This window comes from Kitasatospora sp. NPDC049258 (genome assembly GCF_040678895.1).
Classification (GTDB): Bacteria; Actinomycetota; Actinomycetes; order Streptomycetales; family Streptomycetaceae; genus Kitasatospora.
This window is the reverse complement of sequence record NZ_JBFAQT010000014.1, coordinates 48199-69151: the sequence shown is the minus strand read 5'-3', so window position 1 is coordinate 69151 and position 20953 is coordinate 48199. Positions and strand designations below refer to the sequence as shown.

At 73.5% G+C, this 20953-nt stretch carries 16 protein-coding genes; 5 read left to right on the top strand and 11 right to left on the bottom strand.

The window, feature by feature from the left end; translation table 11 throughout:
• Positions 1 to 24 precede the first annotated feature (24 nt).
• The 7 genes from AB0K43_RS14650 to pdxH all read right to left on the bottom strand — a co-directional run bounded on the left by AB0K43_RS14650 (position 25) and on the right by pdxH (position 11202).
• Complete coding sequence (locus AB0K43_RS14650; protein WP_363639489.1) at positions 25 to 987, bottom strand: D-glycerate dehydrogenase; 963 nt, start codon at positions 985 to 987, stop codon at positions 25 to 27.
• 78 nt (positions 988 to 1065) lie between these two features.
• Positions 1066 to 5112 carry an FxSxx-COOH system tetratricopeptide repeat protein gene (gene fxsT, locus AB0K43_RS14645; protein WP_363639487.1) on the bottom strand — a complete coding sequence of 1349 codons (4047 nt, stop codon included), beginning with the start codon at positions 5110 to 5112 and terminating at the stop codon, positions 1066 to 1068.
• A complete protein-coding gene (locus AB0K43_RS14640) occupies positions 5109 to 6467 on the bottom strand; it encodes a TIR-like protein FxsC (RefSeq protein WP_363639485.1) in 1359 nt (452 codons plus the stop codon). The genes fxsT and AB0K43_RS14640 overlap by 4 nt, the downstream gene beginning before the upstream one ends.
• A gap of 183 nt (positions 6468 to 6650) precedes the next feature.
• The gene (locus tag AB0K43_RS14635) at positions 6651 to 7439 is read right to left on the bottom strand and encodes an AAC(3) family N-acetyltransferase (RefSeq protein WP_363639483.1); all 789 of its coding nucleotides are present in this window, start codon (positions 7437 to 7439) and stop codon (positions 6651 to 6653) included.
• Between the two features lie 57 nt (positions 7440 to 7496).
• On the bottom strand, positions 7497 to 9938 hold the full coding sequence (locus tag AB0K43_RS14630) for an FxsB family cyclophane-forming radical SAM/SPASM peptide maturase (RefSeq protein WP_363639481.1): 2442 nt from the start codon (positions 9936 to 9938) through the stop codon (positions 7497 to 7499).
• Between the two features lie 59 nt (positions 9939 to 9997).
• Positions 9998 to 10183 (bottom strand): FxSxx-COOH cyclophane-containing RiPP peptide, encoded by a 186-nt coding sequence (gene fxsA / locus AB0K43_RS14625; protein ID WP_363639479.1) that lies wholly within the window; start codon positions 10181 to 10183, stop codon positions 9998 to 10000.
• Positions 10184 to 10578: 395 nt separating this feature from the next.
• The gene (pdxH, locus tag AB0K43_RS14620) at positions 10579 to 11202 is read right to left on the bottom strand and encodes a pyridoxamine 5'-phosphate oxidase (RefSeq protein ID WP_363639694.1); all 624 of its coding nucleotides are present in this window, start codon (positions 11200 to 11202) and stop codon (positions 10579 to 10581) included.
• A 403-nt stretch (positions 11203 to 11605) separates the two neighbouring features.
• Here pdxH and AB0K43_RS14615 point away from each other — a divergent pair, with 403 nt between their 5' ends.
• Both AB0K43_RS14615 and serC read left to right on the top strand, forming a co-directional pair.
• Positions 11606 to 12706 carry a citrate synthase 2 gene (locus AB0K43_RS14615; protein ID WP_363639477.1) on the top strand — a complete coding sequence of 367 codons (1101 nt, stop codon included), beginning with the start codon at positions 11606 to 11608 and terminating at the stop codon, positions 12704 to 12706.
• Positions 12707 to 12829: 123 nt separating this feature from the next.
• Positions 12830 to 13948, top strand: a complete 1119-nt coding sequence (gene serC, locus AB0K43_RS14610; RefSeq protein ID WP_363639475.1) for a phosphoserine transaminase — start codon at positions 12830 to 12832, stop codon at positions 13946 to 13948.
• Between the two features lie 221 nt (positions 13949 to 14169).
• On the opposite strand, the gene AB0K43_RS14605 is transcribed toward serC, so the two are convergent.
• Complete coding sequence (locus AB0K43_RS14605; protein ID WP_363639473.1) at positions 14170 to 15081, bottom strand: AraC family transcriptional regulator; 912 nt, start codon at positions 15079 to 15081, stop codon at positions 14170 to 14172.
• Positions 15082 to 15189: 108 nt separating this feature from the next.
• Between AB0K43_RS14605 and AB0K43_RS14600 the strand changes: the two genes are divergently transcribed.
• Entirely contained in the window at positions 15190 to 16953 is a 1764-nt protein-coding gene (locus AB0K43_RS14600) for a beta-galactosidase family protein (protein ID WP_363639471.1), read from the top strand.
• A gap of 61 nt (positions 16954 to 17014) precedes the next feature.
• Here AB0K43_RS14600 and thpR read toward each other — a convergent pair whose 3' ends face one another.
• On the bottom strand, positions 17015 to 17614 hold the full coding sequence (gene thpR, locus AB0K43_RS14595; protein WP_363639469.1) for an RNA 2',3'-cyclic phosphodiesterase: 600 nt from the start codon (positions 17612 to 17614) through the stop codon (positions 17015 to 17017).
• 81 nt (positions 17615 to 17695) lie between these two features.
• Between thpR and AB0K43_RS14590 the strand changes: the two genes are divergently transcribed.
• Positions 17696 to 18211, top strand: coding sequence for a GNAT family N-acetyltransferase (locus tag AB0K43_RS14590; RefSeq protein WP_363639467.1), 516 nt, complete (start codon positions 17696 to 17698; stop codon positions 18209 to 18211).
• A gap of 58 nt (positions 18212 to 18269) precedes the next feature.
• On the opposite strand, the gene AB0K43_RS14585 is transcribed toward AB0K43_RS14590, so the two are convergent.
• Both AB0K43_RS14585 and AB0K43_RS14580 read right to left on the bottom strand, forming a co-directional pair.
• Positions 18270 to 19796 carry an MFS transporter gene (locus AB0K43_RS14585; RefSeq protein WP_363639465.1) on the bottom strand — a complete coding sequence of 509 codons (1527 nt, stop codon included), beginning with the start codon at positions 19794 to 19796 and terminating at the stop codon, positions 18270 to 18272.
• A gap of 150 nt (positions 19797 to 19946) precedes the next feature.
• A complete protein-coding gene (locus tag AB0K43_RS14580; RefSeq protein WP_363639463.1) occupies positions 19947 to 20381 on the bottom strand; it encodes a MarR family transcriptional regulator in 435 nt (144 codons plus the stop codon).
• A gap of 175 nt (positions 20382 to 20556) precedes the next feature.
• Between AB0K43_RS14580 and AB0K43_RS14575 the strand changes: the two genes are divergently transcribed.
• Complete coding sequence (locus AB0K43_RS14575; protein ID WP_363639461.1) at positions 20557 to 20928, top strand: VOC family protein; 372 nt, start codon at positions 20557 to 20559, stop codon at positions 20926 to 20928.
• Positions 20929 to 20953 lie beyond the last annotated feature (25 nt).

Here is a 20953-nt window from a genome sequence, read left to right as displayed (position 1 = left end):
GCGTGCCGGCCGGGCGACCGGCCCTCAGCCCACCGGGGTGAGCGGGGCGGCGCCCGCCAGCACCGCGAGCACGTTGTCGACGGCGAGGCCGCCCATGGCCTGCCTGGTCCGCACGGTGGCGCTGCCGAGGTGCGGGACCAGCACGGCGCGTTCCTGGGCGAGCAGCGCGGGGTGGACGGCCGGCTCGTGCTCGAAGTTGTCCACGGCGGCGGCGAACAGGTGACCGGACTCCAGTGCGGCGGCCAGCGCCGCCTCGTCCACCACGCCGGCGGTCATGCTCACCACCACGGCGCCCTCGGGCAGCAGGGCGAGCCGCTCGGCGTTCACCAGGTGCCGGGTGGCGGCGGTGAGCGGGCAGGTGACCACCAGCACCGGGGAGCGGGCGAACAGCTCGTCCAGCGGCAGCCAGTGCGCCCCGGCGGCGGTGTCGGCCGGCAGCTGGGTGCGGTTGTGGTAGCCGACCGGCATCGCGAAGCCGGCCGCGCGGCGGGCCACCGCCTGCCCGATCCGGCCCATGCCGAGGATGCCGAGCGGGGTGCCGGACAGCTCCAGCCCGAGCATGAAGGTCGGGGCCCAGGCCCAGGGGCGCCCCGAGCGCAGCAGCCGTTCGCCCTCGCCGAGCCGGCGGCCGGCGGCCAGCAGCAGCGCCCAGGCCAGGTCGGCGGTGGCGTCGGTGAGCACCCCGGGGGTGTTGCTGACCAGGACGCCGCGGTCGGCGCAGGCGGCCAGGTCGATGTTGTGGGTGCCGACGGCGTGGTTGGCGACGATCCGCAGGCCGGGGCCGGCGGCGGCCAGGAACTCGGCGTCCACCCGGTCGTCCAGGGTGGTGATCACGGCCGCCCGCCCGGGCAGCGCGGCCAGCAGCTCGGTCCGGGGCATCGGCTGCTCGCTGTCGTGCACGGTGGCGGCGGCCGGGGTGAGCCGGTCGAGCACGCCGTCCGCGAGGCGGCGGGTGACGAGGACGGGTGGCGGCGGGGTCTCGGTCACAGGGCGCAGGCTACACCGCGGTCCGCCCCGGCCAGGGCTCGGCCGGGGTGGACCGGGCCCTGGCCGGGGCGGGCCCGGTCACAGCGGCTGCGGCTCCAGATCGCGGTTGATCCGGTGCCAGTTGTGTGCGGACACCACGCTGGGGTGGCCCTCGTCGAAGAGCTCCAGCAGCACCACCAGGGACTGCTTGCGCAGCGCCTCGGCCTCCCGCGCCCGGCCCGCCGAGCGCAGCGTGACCGCCAGGTTGAGCTGGCAGACCACGGCGTCCGGGTGGGTCTGCCCGTAGCGGTTGTCCAGGCCGGCGAGCGCCACCCGGCCGCGCTCCTCGGCGCGCGCCAGCTGCCCGCTGTCGGCGTAGGCGTTGGCCAGGTTGATCATCGCGTTGAGGGTGTACGGGTGGTCCGGGTCGAGCACCCGGGAGAGGCCTTCGACGGCCTGCTCGCCGTGCCGGATCGCACCGGCCACGTCGCCGCTGCCGCGCAGGTAGATGGCGAGGTTGTTCTCGCAGGCCAGGGTGAACGGGTGGTCGTCGCCGAGCAGCCTGCGGTGCCCCTCGTAGGCGGCGGCGGCGATGTCGCGGGCGGTCTCCTTGTCGCCCGCGGCACTGTGGTCAGCGGCCAGGTTGAGCTGGCAGGCCAGCGTCTCGGGGTTGTCGGTGCCGTACCGGTCGACGTAGCGCTGGTAGGTCTGCTCGGTGAGCTCGCGGGCCGGCCCCAGCTCGCCGGCCCGGCGCAGTGAGACCGCCAGTGACTTGGCGTTGCGCAGGGTCTCCGGCAGGTCCGGTCCGAGGATGCCGGACAGCGCCTCGGTGACCTCGCGCAGCAGCTCGACGGAGCCCTTGTAGTCGCCCATCTCGCGCAGGTCGCGGGCCAGGTTGGCCTTGCTGCTGAGGGTGTACGGGTGGGCCTGGCCGAGCACCGCGGAGCGGCGCTCGAAGGTGTCCTGGTCGAGGTCGCGGGCGGCCACGCTGTTGCCGACCAGCCGGTGGTCGATGGCCAGGTTGTTGGCGACCGACAGGGTGCGCGCGTCGTCCTCGCCGAACAGCTCCACGAACTGGTTGTAGGTCTCCAGGTCCATGCTCAGGGCTTCCTGGAAGCGGTTGAGGTACCGCAGGTCGGCGCCCATCGAGTTGGCCGTCATCAGGGTGAACGCATTGTGCTCGCCGAGCAGTTCGCGCTGGCCGGCCAGGGTGGCCTGGTCCAGCTCCAGCGATTCGTTATACGAGCCCTGCGAGCGCAGCACGTTGGCCAGGTTGAACCGCAGGCTGAGGATCTGCCGGAGCAGGAAGCGCCGCTCGGCCGCGTCGGGCTCGCTCTCGTAGCGCTGCGCCCAGGCCGCGTCCAGCTGCCGGGCCAGCTGCAGGGCCTGGTCGAGGTCGACGGTCTTCCACAGGTAGCGGACCCGGTCGATCAGGAGCTCGCGGACCTCGCGCTCGTCGCAGTCCTGGGCCCGGGAGGGGCCCAGGTGCGGCCAGATCTTCTCCAGGGTGGGCCAGTTGTCCGGGTTGTCGGTGTCGCCGAGCGGCGGGCGGGCGCTGGCCAGGATGCGGTGCACCTCGTGCATCGCGCTGTTCTGGTCGGCCTGGCTCATCCCGCTGCGGACCACCGCCTGGACCAGCCGGTGCACCTGGAAGCTGGACGCGTCGGTCTTGGCCAGGGCGTACCGGCTGACCGAGCGGATCACCTTGCCCAGCATGAAGCTGTCGGTGAGCTCGGAGTCGTACGGCTCCAGGGCGCGGCGCATCTGCTCGCTGTAGAAGAAGTGCTTGAGCGAGATCGGCTCGGGGGCGAAGAACGCGGACAGCTCCAGCAGCCGGACGGCGGCCGGGGACTGCTCGCGCAGCCGGGCGATCGAGACGTTCCAGGTGAGGCCGACCGGGGTCGGGTAGTCGACCGGGGTCTCACCGGCGGCCAGCACCTTGGTGGCCTCGGCCTGGAGCTGGGAGACGTAGGTGTCGACCGGGGTGCGGGTGGTCTCCAGCCAGGCGGCGGCGACCTCGACGGCGAGCGGCAGGTCGCCGAGCGCCTCGGCCACCCGGTCGGCCTCCTGCCTGGTCAGGCCGCGGACCCGGCGGGTGATGTGGTCCACGCTCTCGGCCCGGGTGAAGACGTCCACGCCCAGCACGCCGGCCTGCCCGGACCAGCCCTGGTTGCGGGAGGTGACCAGGATGTGGCCCGGGCCGTCGGGGAAGTACGGGCGGATCCGCGCGGGCTCGTCCGCGTTGTCGAAGACCAGCAGCCAGCGGGAGGTCGGGGAGCCCCGGCGGAGTGCGTCGCGGGCGGCCTCGGCGGCCTCGGTGACGCTGTCGCTGGTACGCAGGCCGAGCCGGCCGGCCAGCTCGGCGAAGGACTGCGCGGCGGACTCGGTCTGCTCGGCGTTGATCCACCAGACCAGGTCGTAGTGCGACATGTAGCGGTGGGCGTACTCCAGCGCGACCTGGGTCTTGCCGATGCCGCCGAGGCCGTACAGCGTCTGCGGGGTGGGCAGCACCGCGGTCGGCCCGCCGACCAGCTGTTCGCGCAGGTCGTCCAGCACCTTGGTGCGGCCGGTGAAGGAGTGGTTGCGCTGCGGCACCGACCAGTGCGCGGGCTTGGCCCCCGGGAAGCGCGGGGTGTCGGAGCCGCGCTCGGCGAGGTCGGCCTCGCCCCGGCCGAGCGCGCGCAGCAGGGCCTGGACGGCCTCGGCCTCGTCACGGCCGACCAGGTCGACCGGGTTGCGGTTGTTGTACGGCGCGGTGATCCGGACGTCGCCGACCCGGACCGGGATCATCTGCCGTCGGGCGCCGGCCGGGTCGGCGTTGACGGTGCGGCCCCACAGCGCCTGGGCCTGCGGCGAGGAGAGGTAGGCCGAGGACAGCACGGCGACCGTCCGGTAGGCCGAGTCGATGCCGCGCTCGGTGGAGGTGCGCGGGTTGGTGCCCACGCCGAGGTCCATCGAGACCACCCGGAAGCCGGCCTGGGTGAGCACCGCGGAGATCCAGTCCGCCCAGGCCCGGTCCTGCGGCACGTAGCTGAGGTAGAGGTCGGCGGGCGCGGTCGGGCGGCGGCGGACGAAGGCGGCGAGGTTGCGCAGCCGCAGGTCCTCGTCCATCGGCGGCAGGCCGGTGACCTGCCCGGCGGTGAGCTCGGCGGTCAGCCGCTCGCAGGCGGCCAGGATCGAGGCCGGCTGCTGCGGCAGGTCGCCGAACGGGGCAAGGATCTCCTCGTAGGCGTAGAAGGGCCGGTACGGGATCTCCACCGAGGCCCAGTAGCGCAGCAGTTCGGCCTCGGAGAGGCCGGCGGGCAGGCCGCCGAACTTGATCCGGGCGAGCGCCCGGCCGGCGTCCGCCTTCTCCTTCTCGCCCTCGTCGATCCGCATCGGCACCGGGAGGATCCGGATCCCGCGCGACTCGTAGAGGCTGTCGATGGTGTGCGCGACCCGGGAGGCGCCGTCGATGGACTGGTCGCTGAGGGTGAAGCAGACCACCAGGTCGTCGGGCATCTCGACGGTGCAGATGTCGGCGGTGTCGGTCAGGCCGGTCCGGCTGTCGATCAGGACGTAGTCGTAGCGCCGCTTCATGTCCCGGCGCAGCGCCTCGATGAAGGCGGAGCCGTTGTGGGCCTCGTAGAGCAGGTCCCAGTCGATCCGGTTGCCGGTGCCGGAGTAGTCCCGGTTGAGCTGGCCGGCCGGGACGAAGTCCAGCCCGCCGTCGCCGGGGAAGTGCGGCCAGGCCAGCGAGACGGCGTGCGGGTGGATCCGGGCGAAGTCCTCGTGCCAGTTGGGGTCACGGTCCAGCGGGCGGCGGGCCTCCTCCAGGTAGTCCGCGAAGAGGTCCATGATGCCGGTGGTGCCGGCCACCGCGTCCGGATCGAGGAACGGCCGGAAGAACTGGTCCAGGCCCGGGGCCTCCAGGTCCCAGTCCACGGTCAGCACCCGGGCGCCGTTGGAGGCCAGGATCCAGGCGGTGTTGGCCAGCGCCATGGTGCGCCCGGTGCCGCCCTTGTACGAGTAGAAGGTGACGATCCGGCCCTCCCGGTCGTCCACTGTCCTGGCGTCGAAATCGCGCTCGGTCCGGTGGCCGGCGGCCCGCGGGCTCTCGCCCGGCCTCCCGGCCGGCCGGTGCCCCCAGGTCGGTGTCTCGGTCATGACTCTCCTCCCCCACGGGCAGCCCGCCCGAGGCCGCCGTCATCGTCGCTGCCGTAACCGTCGGTGGGCGGCCCGGCCGGCGGCTCGGCGCCGCGTAAGCCCTGCCGCAGACTCGGCTTGCGCGGGCCCGTCCCGACGGGTCTCGCCTCGCCGCGCTGCTCGAATCCGTTGGTGGCCTGCATCACGGCCCGTTCCAGCTCGCCGCGGAACTCCTCCAGCGTGCCGGGGGTGCCGGCGGGCTGGCTGCGCAGGGTGGGCCGGTGGGCACCACGGCTGAGCCTGAGGACCTCCTCGCTCAGACCGTTGAGCATCTCCTCGTCTCTTCGGCACTCCGGATCCTCCGGGTTCCACGGCTCCAGGACGCTCACCCAGGGGAGGTTCTTACGGTCCAACTGTCGGATCTTACCGCTTCGTTGACGATCGGTCAGGGCCCAACGGTCGACCAGCAGCACGCTCGGTCCGGTGGGCTCCTCGGCCAGCATCCGGTCCGCGTCCTCCTCGAACTCGGCCACCGTCGGCTCGAAGCCCATCCGCCGGGCCACCTCGGCCGCGTCCTCGGCCAACGGGCGGGCGGAGTGGGGCTGGTAGGGCTGCCAGTCGAGCCGGCGCGCGCCGTAGCAGTCCGACCCGCGCCCGGCCGGCAGCTCCCGGCGGCGCAGCGAGTACACCGAGATCCGCACCCGGTCGGTGGGCAGCGGGGGCTCGAAGGCGCTCGGCTGGGACTCGAAGTCCGCCTGCTGGCCGAGCGGGATCACGGTCTGCTTGGCCACGTAGACGATCCGCTCGGCCAGCCGGTAGACCGCGTTCTGGTACTGGGCCCGGTAGGAGGCGATCTTCATCAGCGCGTACAGGCCCTCGGCCGCGTAGTCGCCGCCGAAGCTCTCGTGGCTGAACTGGAGTTCGCTGGCGACCCGGGGCAGCGGGTAGTGGTTCATCGCCACCCAGAGCACCGGGACGATCCCGGTGTGCCGCTCCCCGCTCTGCCGGCGCTGGTAGACCGGCCGCTGGCTGAACAGGTGCCATTCCTTGCCGCAGGCCTGGCTGGCGAAGTAGCGGGGCGAGTAGAGCGGCACGAACACCCGGCAGTTGGCGAGCTCGGCGGAGAGCCGTTCGGCCCACTTCTGCCCCTGGTGCATGGAGCGGTCCATGAAGCCCACCGGGTGCCCGGAGGGCGCGTCGGTGAGCTGGAAGATGGCCTCGCAGAGGTCGTTGTAGAGCTGCGCCACCCAGATGTTGGGGTCGCCCGAACCTCTGTTCCCCGCGCGTGGAATGTGCGCGTAACTGAGGAAGAAATAGGGCCGCTGATCCCGGCCTCCGTCCCCCTGGCTGTTCAAGACGCGCCTCCCCCGAGACATCCGGCCTGCTGAGTCCCCCGGCCGCGCACCCGCGACCACGCCACCGTACCGGCCGGCAGCCCTCGCCCACCCCCGCTCCCACAATCCCCCGGGCTGCTTCGCCACCCCACAAAGGGACTTCAGTGTAGAAAGGTCAGGTTCCCGAATGGAATAGGGCCGCACCCCGGCATCGCGCGTGCGCGGTCAACTCCAGCGGTTCCGCAGCCATTTGTTGACGTGGTCGACCGCTTCCGGGATGGGCAGCAGAAAGCTCTCCGCGGCGCCGAAGCGGCCCTGCCGCAGGCTCGGCAGTTCGTCGGCCAGCACCTCGCCGAGCGTCTCGAAATGCCGGACCTCCAGCCGCAGCGCCTCGAAGTGCACCCACTGCCGCCGCTGCCGCTCGTCGCGCACCACGCAGCCGTAGCGCTGCGGGACCTGCTCCGGCTGCCAGTACTCGGCCAGGTGGAACGGCGTGCAGCACCACAGCGGTACGCCGACCAGCAGCGCCCGGGCGCCGTCCTGGTACAGCCGGTGGGTCGGCGACTCCTCGCCCAGGTGGCAGGTCAGCCGGTGGCCGGCCATCAGCCGCTCCGCCTTGGGGCCGAGCGCGGTGAACGAGGTCTGCGGGTGCGCGCTGCGCACCGATCCGGGGGTGGTGCGGACCTCCTCGGCGATCCGCCCCATGCTCGGCGAGGCGGGGGTGGCCGCCCGGTCGAAGGCGGGCATGGTGGCCCGGAACGCCCGCAGCCGGGCCGGGTCCAGGCCGGCGGTGCGGGCGGCGTCCAGCGGGGAGGTGTCCGAGTTCTCCGGCGTCGCGGTGTACACCACCAGGGTGCCGTACGGGCCGAGCACCTCGCGGATCGCCGCCACGATCGCGGCCGAGCCGCCGCGCACCGCGCCGATCGCCCGGGTGGAGGACTGCACCAGCAGGGTCTCGCCCGGCCGGACGCCCAGCCGGCGCAGGTCGGCGGCCAGCGCCTCTACGGAGTACAACGGGCCTCCCGGCAGCCGTCCGGTTGGGTCGGGGTGGATCCGCGCTCGCCGGGCGGCTCAGGAGCCGGCCGGGGCCGGGCGCCCGCTGCGGGCCAGCCAGGCCGCCCGGTTCTCCGCCGCCGCGGCCCGCGCCCGCCGCTCCGCGGCCGGCCCCACCGGCAGCTCCAGCCAGGGCTCGGCGCTCGCCCGCATCCCGGCGGCGAACCGCTCCCCGAGCGGGGTCAGCGACCCCGAGTCGACCAGCGCCGCCACCGAGTCCACCGTGTGCCGGCGCCAGGTGGCCAGCTGCACCCGGGCCGCCTCGGCCGCCTCGCTGCGCAGCCCGTCGTACGCCCGGACCCGGCCGACCCAGAACTCGGTCACCGCCAGGTGGGCGTAGGTGCCCTGGAGCAGACCCTCCAGCGGGCGCGGGTCCGGGCGCCAGGGCGCGTGGAAGAGCCGGTCCTCGGCCGGGTCGTAGAGGTCGTGGAAGTCCAGCACGGCGCCCAGCTTGACGTGCTGGAACTCGTGCGCGATCAGCAGGGCGAGGACCGGCGCGGTGGTCGGCCGGGCGATCCCGACCGCGCCGAAGGCCTGCCGACCGGCCGCGCTGACGTCACCCTCGGCCGCGCCCGCCGCGAGCGGGGTGATGGTGCCGAGGGCGGCCTGGATGCCCGGCGCGTAACCGGGCAGGTCGCGCCGGATCAGCTCCCAGGCCTCCTGCAGGGCGCCACCCCAGCCGAGCAGCTCCGGCTCGGCCAGCCGGCCGGTGACCGGCCACTGGTGGCTGTCGCGCTGCGGGTCGGTGTCCTCCAGCGCGACCGTCCAGCCGCCGGCCAGGCCGATCCGGCGGACCGGCTGCCAGGGCCCGCCGTCCGGGGTGTCCCAGCCGATCCGGACCGCGGGGCCGTCCGCCCGTACGGTGAAGCCCTCGGCGTCGCCGACCAGCCGGGCCGTGCCCGCACCCGCCACCCGGACCAGGCCGAGGCCCGGCAGGTGCACCGCACCCCGGCGCACCGGCAGCGCCAGCTCGAAGTCCAGGCCGGCCCGCAGCCCGGCCGCCGCCGCGATCTCCGCGAGCGTGCCGAGGTCGGCGCCGGGGGGCTCCGCGCCGCCCTGCAGGCAGCGGGCGGCCCAGGCCCGGACGTACGGGTGGGCGAGCGCGGCGTCCAGTGCCCGGGGCGCCTTGGTGTCCAGCTCGGTCAGCAGCCGCCAGGCCTCGGCCCCGGCCGGGCGGCCGGCCGCCACTGCCGCCACCAGCCGCCGGGTCAGGCCGAGTTGGGCGGCGGCCAGCGCCCGCACCGTCTCGCCGCTGCCGTGGCCGAGCGCCAACTCGTCGAGCTGGGCCTCGGTCAGGACCGGCTCCACCGGGCCGGACTGCTCCGGGATGCCGGTGGCCGCGGGGGCCTGGTCGCGAATAGTGGTGATCAGCTTCATCAGATCCCCGCAGAAGACAGAAGGATTGGCGAAGCCGCTGCCGTCACTCCGGTAGCGGTGCGCGTACAGACCGCCGCCGCAGGAGCGGACGACGGGGCAGGCCCGGCACTCGGTGCTCAGTCCGGCCAGGCCGGACTGCCGTTCCATCATGCCCGGGTGGCGGGCGACTTCGTCCAGCGAGTGCGCGAAGATGTCGAACCCGGTCGCCGGGGCTCCGTCGTAGGCGGTCTTCAGGCTGTCCGCCTGCTCCAGCTCGCCGTCGGTCTCGATCACCACCAGATCCGCCGGATCGAGCCCCAGCGACTCGGTCAGGCTGGACCTTCCGCGCAGCGTGCGGTGGATCGACTCGAAGATCCGCACCGGCACCGGGCGGCCGGCCGCCGTCCACCGGTCGTAGACGGCCATCAGCCAATCCGCGTAGGGCGTTCGGCCCATACCGGGGGGGCGTTTCGGCGGAGCATCCCAGGTCGCGTGCGGCAGCAGGAAGTCGATCCGGGGCGGTTCGAGCGCGACCAGCGCGTCCAGCACGGCGGCCGGGTCGTTCTCCACGTCGATGGTGCAGAGCAGTCCGGCGTACAGGTGGCGGAACTCGCCCTCGCGCAGCAGGGCCACCGCGGCCAGCACCTTGGCGTGGCTGCTGCGGCCGTCGGCGAACCGCCGGTGCCGGTCGTTGGAGACCTTGTCGCCGTCGAGCGAGATGCCGACCTTGATGCCGGCCCGGTCGAAGACCTGGCAGAACTCCCGGCTCAGCAGCACCCCGTTGGTGTGGATCCGCAGGTCCAGGTCGCAGCCCTCGGGCAGGGCCCCGCGCAGCAGTTCGGCGGCCCGGCGCAGGCGCGCCGGGCCGGCGAGCAGGGGTTCCCCGCCGTGCAGCACGACATGGACGGCCGGCAGCCGGTGCGTACGGGCGTGCTCCCCGATCCGCTCGGCGGCCTTGGCCAGCACCTCGTCACTCGCGTGCCTGGGGCGCCCGCGCCAGCTGGTGTCCGCGTGTTCGTAGACATAGCAGTGGTCGCAGGCGAGGTCACAGCGACTGTGCACCTTCAGCACGAACTGTCTGAAGGGGACCGGAGTGAGGGTCATCGAGGTGGGGGGCCGTCGTCAGGACGTGCACAAGGATCCGGGGAACCGATTCTTCCCTCTCAGATGGAGGACTGGAACGCGGCGACGCCGACCTGGCCCGGGGTGCCGCCCGGCAGTGCCCGGGCCAGCTGGGCCGCGAGCTCCTCGGCCCCGAGCGCGGCGAGATCGGCGAGCGAGAGCCTGGCCGCGTCGAAATGATCGTCCGTCAGACTGTCGGCAGGATTGGCGGCAAGTGTGATGGTCATGGCGATGCCCCTCTTTTAGGCTTGCGCGTTGGGACCAATTGGGTGACTTGCACTCAGATGCCGACGACGGAGCCGTCGACGGTGGCTGGGGCCACTGCGACACGAGTCCAAGAAGGCCATGCTAGGACACCGCCGACCCCCCGAGCGCGCGCAGCCTTCAACGCACACCACAGATCCTGGCCCCCACTTTTGTAGACCACCCTTTCGGCGGACGCCCACCCGGCGGGTGAACGGCCGGCCGGCGCGCCGGGCCCCCCACCGGTCGGCCTCTCCGGGCTTGAGGCACAAGGAAGTTGAGACTTCGTCAGATCGTCCGTGGGCGCACCTCGGGCAGGCCGGGTCCAGCGGTCACCCCAGTTAGCCCGGACGAGTGAACCGAGGCCGTCCGGCGGCCCTCAGGGGCAGAGCCGCTCGACCCGCCAGCCCTCGCCCTCGGCGACGTAGCGGAGCCGGTCGTGCAGCCGGTTCGCGCGGCCCTGCCAGAACTCCACGGTCTGCGGGATCACCCGGTAGCCACCCCAGAACGGCGGCACCGGCACGCCCTCGCCCTCCGGGTAGCGGGCCTCCAGATCGGCGTAGCGCTGCTCCAGCACCCGGCGGTCCGCCACCGGGCTGGACTGCTCGCTGGCCCAGGCACCGAGCTGGGAGCCGTGCGGGCGGGTCCGGAAGTAGGCGGCGGTCTCGTCCCGGCCGACCTTCTCCACCCGGCCGCCGATGATCACCTGGCGGGCCAGCGAGATCCACGGGAAGAGCACCGAGGCCTGCGGGTTGGCGGCCAGGTCGGTGCCCTTGCGGGAGCCGTAGTTGGTGTAGAACACGAAACCGCGGCGGTCGAAGCCCTTCAGCAGCACGGTGCGCGAGCCGGGCCGCCCGTCGGCGTCCGCGGTGGACAGCACCATCGCGTTGGGCTCCTCCACCCCGGCCTCCACCGCCTCGTGGAACCAGTCGGTGAACTGGACCATCGGATCGGCGGCGATCTTGTCCTCGGACAGGCCGTCGTGCTGGTACTGCTTGCGCATGGCAGCCAGGTCCGGACCGGACCGGTCGTCGGTGCGGGTGGTCAGGGCTGTCGGGTGGCGTTCCGCGGTAGGCACGCCAACATCATCCCGTACGACAAGCGTCGGGCACCGCTACGTCTGTGCAAACCGGGGTGGGAGATAAGGTGTCTCGCCACCGCTCCACCGCCCACCGCACGGGAGAATCGTCCGGAAACATCCAGACTCACCCCGGAATGTCCGCCGATGACGCCGGACGCGCGCCACGGGCCGGAGCGGCCCGTGGGGGAAACATCACCGTGGTGGTGTATGGCGCAATGCACTGGGTGCCTGAGAGTCTGACACCGAGTGCCAACCACCATCGGTCACCCGGCGCGCCGCACCACCATGGCGACGCGTCGTATCGGATCACTGAAGGAGCCGTCTGATGTCCGATTTCGTACCCGGGCTCGAAGGGGTAGTCGCCTTCGAGAGCGAGATCGCCGAACCCGACCGTGAAGGCGGCGCACTGCGCTACCGCGGTGTGGACATCGAGGACCTCGTGGGTCACGTCTCCTTCGGGCACGTGTGGGGCCTGCTGGTCGACGGGAAGTTCGCCCCCGGTCTGCCCGCCGCCGAGCCGTTCCCGATCCCGGTCCACTCCGGCGACATCCGGGTCGACGTGCAGTCCGCCCTCGCGATGCTCGCCCCGGTCTGGGGTCTCAAGCCGCTGCTCGACATCTCCGCCGAGCAGGCCCGCGACGACCTCGCCCGGGCTGCCGTGATGGCGCTGTCCTACGTGGCCCAGTCGGCCCGCGGGCAGGGCCGGCCGATGGTCCCGCAGAGCGAGATCGACAAGGCCGAGACCATCGTCGAGCGGTTCATGATCCGCTGGCGGGGCGAGCCCGACCCCAAGCACGTCAAGGCCGTCGACGCCTACTGGACCTCGGCCGCCGAGCACGGCATGAACGCCTCCACCTTCACCGCCCGCGTCATCGCCTCCACCGGCGCCGACGTGGCGGCCGCGCTGTCCGGCGCGGTCGGCGCGATGTCCGGCCCGCTGCACGGCGGCGCCCCGTCCCGGGTGCTCGGCATGATCGAGGAGATCGAGCGCACCGGGGACGCGGCCGGCTACGTCCGCAAGGCGCTCGACAAGGGCGAGCGCCTGATGGGCTTCGGCCACCGCGTCTACCGCGCCGAGGACCCGCGCGCCCGCGTGCTGCGCCGCACCGCCAAGGAGCTCGGCGCCCCGCGCTTCGAGATCGCCGAGGCGCTGGAGAAGGCCGCGCTGGAGGAGCTGCACAACCGCCGCCCGGACCGCGTGCTCGCCACCAACGTGGAGTTCTGGGCCGCGATCATGCTGGACTTCGCCGAGGTCCCGGCGCACATGTTCACCTCGATGTTCACCTGCGCCCGGACGGCCGGCTGGTCCGCCCACATCCTGGAGCAGAAGCGCACCGGCCGGCTGGTCCGCCCGGCCGCCCGTTACATCGGCCCGGCCTCCCGCAGCCCGCAGGAGATCGAGGGCTGGGACGCCCTGTCGAGCTGATTTCTCGTCACTCGATCGAGCGGGCCTGGAATCGCCCTCCAGGCCCGCTCGAACTGCCAGGACGACATCTCAGCGGGCGGACGACGGGCACAATCGCGGCCCCGGGAGCAGTAGGCTGCCGCTGTGGCTCAGATCCAGATCCCCGCTGACATCAAGCCCGCCGACGGCCGTTTCGGCTGTGGCCCCTCCAAGGTGCGTCCCGAAGCGCTGAGCGCGCTCGCGGCCACCGGCACCTCGCTGCTGGGCACCTCGCACCGGCAGGCCCCGGTCAAGAACGTGGTCAAGCGCGTCCGTGAGGGCGTCGCCGACCTGTTCGCACTGCCCGAGGGTTACCAGGTGGTACTGGGCAACGGCGGCTCCACCGCGTTCTGGGACATCGCGGCCTTCGGGCTGGTCCGTGCGAAGTCCCAGCACCTCAACTTCGGCGAGTTCTCCTCCAAGTTCGCCTCCTCGGTGCAGGCCGCCCCCTGGCTGGGCGACCCCTCGGTGATCAAGTCCGAGCCGGGCACCCACCCGCTGCCGGTCGCCGAGGCCGGGGTGGACGTCTACGCGCTCACCCACAACGAGACCTCCACCGGCGTGGCGATGCCGATCCGCCGCCCGGCCGGCGGTGACGAGGGCTCCCTGGTGCTGGTCGACGCCACCTCCGGCGCCGGCGGCCTCCCGGTGGACCTCGCCGAGACCGACGTCTACTACTTCGCGCCGCAGAAGTCCTTCGCCTCCGAGGGCGGGCTGTGGCTGGCGACCTTCTCCCCGGCCGCGCTGGAGCGTGCCGCCGAGATCGCCGCCTCTGGCCGGTACATCCCGCCGTTCTTCGACCTGCCGACGGCGATCGACAACTCCTCGAAGGACCAGACCTACAACACTCCGTCGATCTCCACGCTCTTCCTGCTCGCCGAGCAGCTGGACTGGCTGAACGGCAACGGCGGTCTGGACTGGGCGGTGGCCCGCACCGCGGAGTCCTCCTCGATCCTCTACACCTGGGCCGAGAAGTCCTCCTTCGCGCAGCCGTTCGTGGCCAAGGCCGAGGAGCGCTCGCAGGTGGTCGGCACCATCGACTTCGACGACTCGATCGACGCGGCCGCGATCGCCAAGGCGCTGCGCGCCAACGGCATCGTGGACACCGAGCCGTACCGCAAGCTCGGCCGCAACCAGCTGCGGATCGCGATGTTCCCGGCCGTCGACCCGGCGGACGTCCAGGCGCTCACCGCCTGCATCGACCACGTGGTCGGCCGGCTCTGACCGGCTGAGCACGCGACAGGAGGGCCACCGGGCGGTGGCCCTCCTGTCGCTTTTGCGTCCGCTCGGGATCACGTACCGGGATCACGTACCGGGATCACGTACCGGGATCACGTACCGCGATCACTTCCCGACCAACGAGCTGATCACCACCACAGCCAGCAGCAGCACCAGGGCGCCGGTCACGATCCGCATACGAGTCTTGGGGTCCACGGTCATCGAGGTTACCCGGTGGCCCGCCCCGCCTCCGCCCGGCCCCGCTCCGGCCCGTACAGCCCGGTCAGCTCGGCCGCCAGCTCCTCCCGGCGCACCGTCCGCAGCTGGCCCTCCCCCCGGTACTGCTGGGCCCGGAACACCGTGGGCGCCACCCCCACCCGCCGGGTGAAGATCCGGGTGAAGTAGGCCGGATCCTCGTAGCCGACCCGCCGGGCGACCGCCGCCACCGGCAGCTCGCTCGCCGCCAGCAGCTCCTTGGCCTCGTTCAGCCGGACGACCAGCAGGTACTCCTTCGGGCCGACCGCGCCCACCGAGCGCACCGCCCGCCGCAGCTCCGCCACCGTCATGCCGGCCCGCCGGGCGTGGTCGGCCACCGTGAGCGGCAGGCAGGCGTCCCGGCGCAGCACCTCCAGCACCGGCGCCCCCTCCGGGTCCAGGTCGGCCCGGTGCCGGCGCAGCTCCACCAGCAGCTCGTGCACCCCCGCCGCGGCGTCCACCCCGACCAGCGGCCCGCCCCGGCGGCAGGCCCCGGCGATCCGGGCCACCACCCGCTGGGCCGACTCGGAGCCGGTCAGCGGCACCACCGTGGCCTCCGGCAGCAGCCCCAGCTCCGCGTAGGCGGCGGTGGCCGAGCCGGTGAAGTCCACGAAGTACTCGGCCCAGCCGTGCTCGTCCGGCGCGTAGTGGTGCTCGACGCCGGGCCGCAGCCAGAGCACCGCCGGCCCCAGCACCGCGCGCCGGGTGCCGTCCGGCTCCGCGTACCAGCCCCGGCCGCTGGTGACCAGCACCGCCACCCAGTGGTCCAGGCTGCGGGGCCCGACCGTGGGCAGCCGGCCGCGCTGCATGCCGACGCCCAGGCAGGCCAGCCCCGTCCGCAGCTGGGCCGGCCCCGGGGTGAGGTACTGCCACCAGCGCTCCACAGCCGTCCTCTCCCGCGCCCGCCACCGACCCCCCCGACCTCGAACAATCCAACACGCCGCCGGGCTTTGTCCATGGCTGCGGCCGGGAGGGTGCCCCAGGCTGGAGCCATGCTCACCTACGACTCCACCGGCTTCTCGCTCGACGGGCGCCCGCTGCGGATCCTCTCCGGGGCCGTGCACTACTTCCGGACCCGGCCCGAGCAGTGGCCGCAGCGGCTGGCCGCGCTGCGCGCGATGGGCCTCAACACCGTCGAGACCTACGTTCCGTGGAATCTGCACGAGCCGGCCGAGGGCCGGTTCGAGCGGCTGTCCGAACTCGGCGACTTCCTGGACGAGGCGGCCCGCCAGGGCCTGTGGGCGATCGTCCGCCCCGGCCCGTACATCTGCGCGGAGTGGGACAACGGCGGCCTGCCGGCCTGGCTGACCGCCCGGGTCGGCCGCCGGGCCCGCACCAGCGACCCGGAGTACCTGGCCGCCGTCGACGCCTTCTTCGACGCGCTGCTGCCCGGCCTGGTGGCCCGCCAGCTCGACCGGGGCGGCAACCTGCTGCTGGTCCAGGTGGAGAACGAGTACGGCTCCTTCGGCAGCGACCGGGCCTACCTGCGCCACCTCGCCGACGGGCTGCGCCGGCGCGGGGTGAGCGTGCCGCTGTTCACCTCGGACGGGCCGCTGGGCCACATGCTCGCGGCCGGCACCCTGCCGGGGGTGCTGGCCACCGTCAACTTCGGCTCCGACCCGGAGGCCGGCTTCGAGCTGCTGCGCCGCCACCGGCCCGGGGACCCGCTGTTCTGCATGGAGTTCTGGAACGGCTGGTTCGACCACTGGGACAAGCCGCACCACACCCGGGACGCCGCGGACGCCGCCGACACGCTGCGCCGGATCCTGGCCGCCGGCGGCTCGGTCAACCTCTACATGGCGCACGGCGGCACCAACTTCGGCACCACCGCGGGCGCCAACCACGAGGACGCGCCGTACAACTCCACCGAGTGGACCCGCTCGCCGTACCAGCCGGTCACCACCTCCTACGACTACCACGCGCCGCTGGACGAGCGCGGCGCGCGGACCGAGAAGTACGAGCTGTTCCGCGCGGTGCTGGCCGAGTTCGCGGCCGAGCACCCGGAGCAGGCCCGTTTCCTGGACGACCGGACACCCGCCTTCCCCGAGCTGCCGCCGGTGCTGGCGGCGGGCACGGTGCGGCTGACCGAGTTCGCCGCACCGGTCTTCGGCCCCGCGGTCGACGCCCCGGTGCCGCCCACCCTGGAGGAGCTCGGGCTGGAGCAGGGCCTGGTCCGCTACACCGTCCGGGTCCCGGACGGCAGCCCCGACCTCCCGCTCGCCGTCGAGGGCCTGCGGGACCGCGCGAGCCTGCGGCTGGACGGCAAGCGGGTGGCGGAGCTGTACCGCGGCGCCCCGCAGCCTCCGCTCTCGGCGCCCGGCGGCACCGTGGTCGAGCTGCTGGTGGAGTCGCTGGGCCGGGTCAACTACGGACCCCAGGTGGGCGAGACCAAGGGCATCACCGGCCTGCGGCACGAACGGCAGTACCTGCACGGCTGCCGGGCCGAGCCGCTGGCCCTGGAGCCGCTGCCCGGGCTGGAGTTCACCCCGGGCGAGCCCGCCTCGGAGGTCCTCGCCCGGGGCACGCTGACCCTGGCGGCCACCGGCGACGCCTTCCTCGCCGTCCCCGGCGGGCAGCACGGCTACCTGTGGGTGAACGGCTTCCTGCTCGGCCGCTACGACGCCGGCGGCCCGCAGCTGACGCTGTTCTGCCCGCAGCCGCTGCTGCGCGAGGGCGCCAACGAGCTGGTGGTGCTGGAGCTCGGCGACACCGCGCCGGCCGCCGTGGAGCTGCGCGAAGCGCCCGAGCTGGGCTGACGCCGCCGCGGTCCGGGTCCGGCTCCCTGCCGGGGGCGGGCCCGGGCCGCGCTCGGCGGGCCTATCCCGCGCCGGCCTCCCAGCGAGCCAGCGGCCAGGCCGACAGGCTCCGGTAGCGGGACGGTCCGAAGCCGGTCTCGCTGAGCATCAGGTGCAGCTCACCGGCCTCCCACTCGGCGCCCCGGAACTCCTCCAGCGCCGCGGCCATCGCGTGCAGGTCACCCACCGCCGAGCGGCGCTCGGCCCGCCGCTGCCCGTGCGAGGAGCCGGCCCGGGCCAGTGTCAGGTGCGGGTGGAAGCCGTGCTGGTCCGACTCGATCCCGAGCTCGGGCAGCACCGCGCGGACGCCCTCGGCCAGCCGCCGCAGCGCCCACACCTCCCCCGCCACCCCGGCCCAGAGCACCCGGTCGCCGAAGGTGCCGCCGCCGGCCAGCCGTAGCCGGTGCGCGCCGTGCTCCTCGGCGACCCGCGCCAGCAGGGGCTCCAGCCGGGGCACCTCGGCGGCCGGCACCTCGCCCAGGAAGGCGAGCGTGAGGTGCCAGCCGGCCACCTCGCTCCAGCGCAGCCGGTCGGCGCCCGGCAGGTCGTGCAACGGCGCGGCCGCGTCGACCAGTTCCTGGAGCGCCGCCGTCGGCGGGTTCACCGCCACGAAGAGTCTCATGGCGCCATCCTGCCGTCCGGGAGCGGCGGGCTCCCGCCAATTACCCGGCGCGCAGCGGGCCGCAGCAACTAGAACTGTCCTATGAACATCAGAACCGGAGGACCGGCCGACGCCCCCGCCACCCTCGCGCTGCTCGACGCCGCCGTCGCCTGGCTGGTCTCCCTCGGCCGCACGGGCCAGTGGGGAGACCGGCCCTGGACCAGCAATCCGAAGGCGGTCGAGCGCACCGAGCGGTACGCCCGCGACTACCTGCTGCGGGTGGCCGAGGACGCGGACGGCCGCCCCGTCGGGGTCTGCGTGCTGGCCGAGGAGAAGCCGGAGTACGCCACCGCGGTCGACGAACCCGAGCTGTACGTCAGGCTGTTGGTCACCGACCGCGAGCGCAAGGGCTCAGGGGTCGGCGCCGCGCTGATCGCCGACGCGGTCGAGGAGACCAGGCGCCGCGGCTTCGGGCTGCTGCGGGTGGACTGCTACGCCGGGGACGACCGGCGGCTGGTGGGCCAGTACGAGCGGCTCGGCTTCACCCCGACGGACGCCTTCGAGGTCGACCAGCCCAGCGGCCCCTGGCCCGGCCGGATCCTGGAGATCAGGGTCTGACCCGCCACCGGGCCGGCCGGGCCGCCGCCGACCGCATCGACGGCGGCCCGGCCGGACCTCAACTGGCGGTGGCCAGCTGCTCCTTGGAGACCGAGCGCGGCACGAAGGCGACCACCCGGCTGCCGCGGTGCAGGTCGACCCGCACCTTCAGGTCCGCGGCCCGGGCCAGCACCAGGCCGACCACGCCGGCGGCCAGCGCGGACACCGCGCCGCAGGCCAGCAGGCCGAGCCGGGGCCCGTACTCGGCGGTGACCCAGCCGACCAGCGGAGCGCCGATCGGCGTACCACCGGTGAACACCAGCACCAGCAACCCCATCACCCGTCCCCGCATCGCGGGGTCGGTGGCCAGCTGGAGCGCCGAGTTCACCGAGGTGTTGAAGGTCAGCCCGAACACCCCGACCAAGGTCAGCAGGATCGCGAAGGTCCAGTACCCGGGGGCGAAGGCGGCTAGCACCTCCAGCGCCCCGAAGGCCAGCGCCGCGCCCACCAGCCGGCGCAGCCTCGGCACCCCGCGCCGGGCCGCGAGCAGGGCGCCGACCAGCGAACCGACCGCCATCGCGGTGTTCAGCAGGCCGTACTCGCCCGGGCCGACCTTGAAGGTGCCGTAGGCGAAACCGGACAGCAGGGTCGGGAAGTTGAACCCGAAGGTCCCGATGAACCCGGCCAGCACCATCGGCCAGAGCAGCTCGGGCCGCTCGCGCACGTAGCGCAGGCCCTCGCGCAACTGGCCGCGCTCGCGGGCGATCGGCGCGGTGGGCCGCAGCTCACCCGTGCGCATCGCCAGCAGCCCACCGATCACCGCCACGAAGGACAGCGCGTTGACCGCGAAGGCCCAGCCGCTGCCGACCGCGGCGATCAGCAGACCGGCGACCGCCGGGCCGACCAGCCGCGCGCACTGGAAGTTGGCGGCGTTCAGGCTCACCGCGTTGGCCAGGTCCTTCGGGCCGACCATCTCGCTCACGAAGGCCTGCCGGGTGGGGTTGTCCACCACCGTCACCAGGCCCAGCAGCAGGGCGAACAGGTAGACCCAGTACTCGGTGACGGCGCCGGTCACGGTCAGCACCGCGAGCGCGGCGGCCAGCAGGCCCATCACGCCCTGGGTCAGCACCAGCAGGCGCCGCTTGGGCAGCCGGTCGGCGAGCACGCCGCCCCACAGGCCGAGCAGCAGCATCGGGAGGAACTGCATCGCCGTCGTCACACCGACCGCGAACGGGCTGCCGGTCAGGCTCAGCACCAGCCAGTCCTGGGCGATCCGCTGCATCCAGGTCCCCGAGTTGGAGACGATCTGGCCGGCGAAGAAGTAGCGGTAGTTACGGATCCGCAGGGAGGAGAACATCCCTCCGGGGCGGGTGAAGCGGGCCCCGGTGGGGCCGGCGGCGGAACTGCGGGTGGAGCTGTCCCCGACGGGGGCGGACGCGGCGGTGGAGGCCGCCGCGGTGCGTTCGCAGGGGTCGTCGTCGCCGGTGCCCGGCAGGCCCACGGGGGCGGGTGCCTGGCTCTCGGCGGTGGCGGCGGTGGCCGCCGTGAGGTCGGTGCTGGAGTGGTCGGTACGGATGGCGGCGCTGGCTGCGGCCGGCGGTGTCACGTGGTGCTCCCCTCGGTGCGCGGCGGCGGGCAGGGTTGCCGCCGCGCGACTGGTTTCTCCGATCGGTCCTGCGGTGATGCGGTACTCCTTCGTGTTGCCGTGCCTGATGTCGTCGAGGCGCCGTGCCTCAGCCGGTCGAGGCCCGCGGCCTCACAGGTGCGCCAGCTTGTAGAGCACGGGCGCCGCCGCACGCAGCTGCGCCCACTCCTCCTCGGTCAGCCCCGCGGCGAGCTCCGCCAGCCAGGCGTTGCGCCGCCGGCGGCTCTCGGCGAGGATCGCCTCGGCCTCCTCGGTGCTGCTGACGACCACCTGCCGGCGGTCCTCCGGGTGCGGCTCGCGCCGCACCAACCCCTTCTCCTCCAGCATCGCGATGATCCTGGTCATCGACGGCGGCTGGACGTGCTCACGCCTGGCCAGCTCGCCGGGGGTGGCACTGCCGCACCGGCCGAGGGTGCCGAGCACCCCGATCTCGGTGGGACTCAACGACTCCTCGACCCGCTGGTTGCGCAACCGGCGGGCAAGGCGCATCGCGGACGAACGCAGCTGGCTGATCGCCGCCAGGTCGTCCTCGGACATCTCGGGCATGTCCTTAGGCTACGTCATTACTCTGCCTAAATAAAATCCATATTCACGAGCCCCGGACACCCCACCGGCCACCAGCACTCCCACCGCGTGTCCCCACCCGTCCGGTGCGCTCGTACGGCATGCTGGTCGCGCACCACTTCGAACACCTGATCGATTCAACAGGGAGAGCACCGCCATGCCCGGATTCGCCGACCTCGCCATGGTCAACATCGACTGCGCCGACCCGGTCGCACTCGCCGAGTTCTACAGCGCCCTGCTCGGCTGGGAGATCGCCCACAGCCAGGCCGAGTACGCGATGCTGGCCGCCCCCGTCGAGGGCGCCGCCCCGATCGGCTTCGGCCAGGCCGACGGGTACCGGCCCGCGCCGTGGCCGAACCCGAACGGCAGCAAGCAGTTCCACCTGGACTTCCACGTGGACGACGTGGAGGTGGCCGTCGCCCGGGCCCAGGAGCTCGGCGCCACCAGGCCCGAGCACCAGCCCGGCGGCGAGGCCTGGACGGTCATGCTGGACCCGGCGGGGCATCCCTTCTGCCTCTGCCCGCGCTGATCCCCGGCAGGCCGGGCCCGGAGTG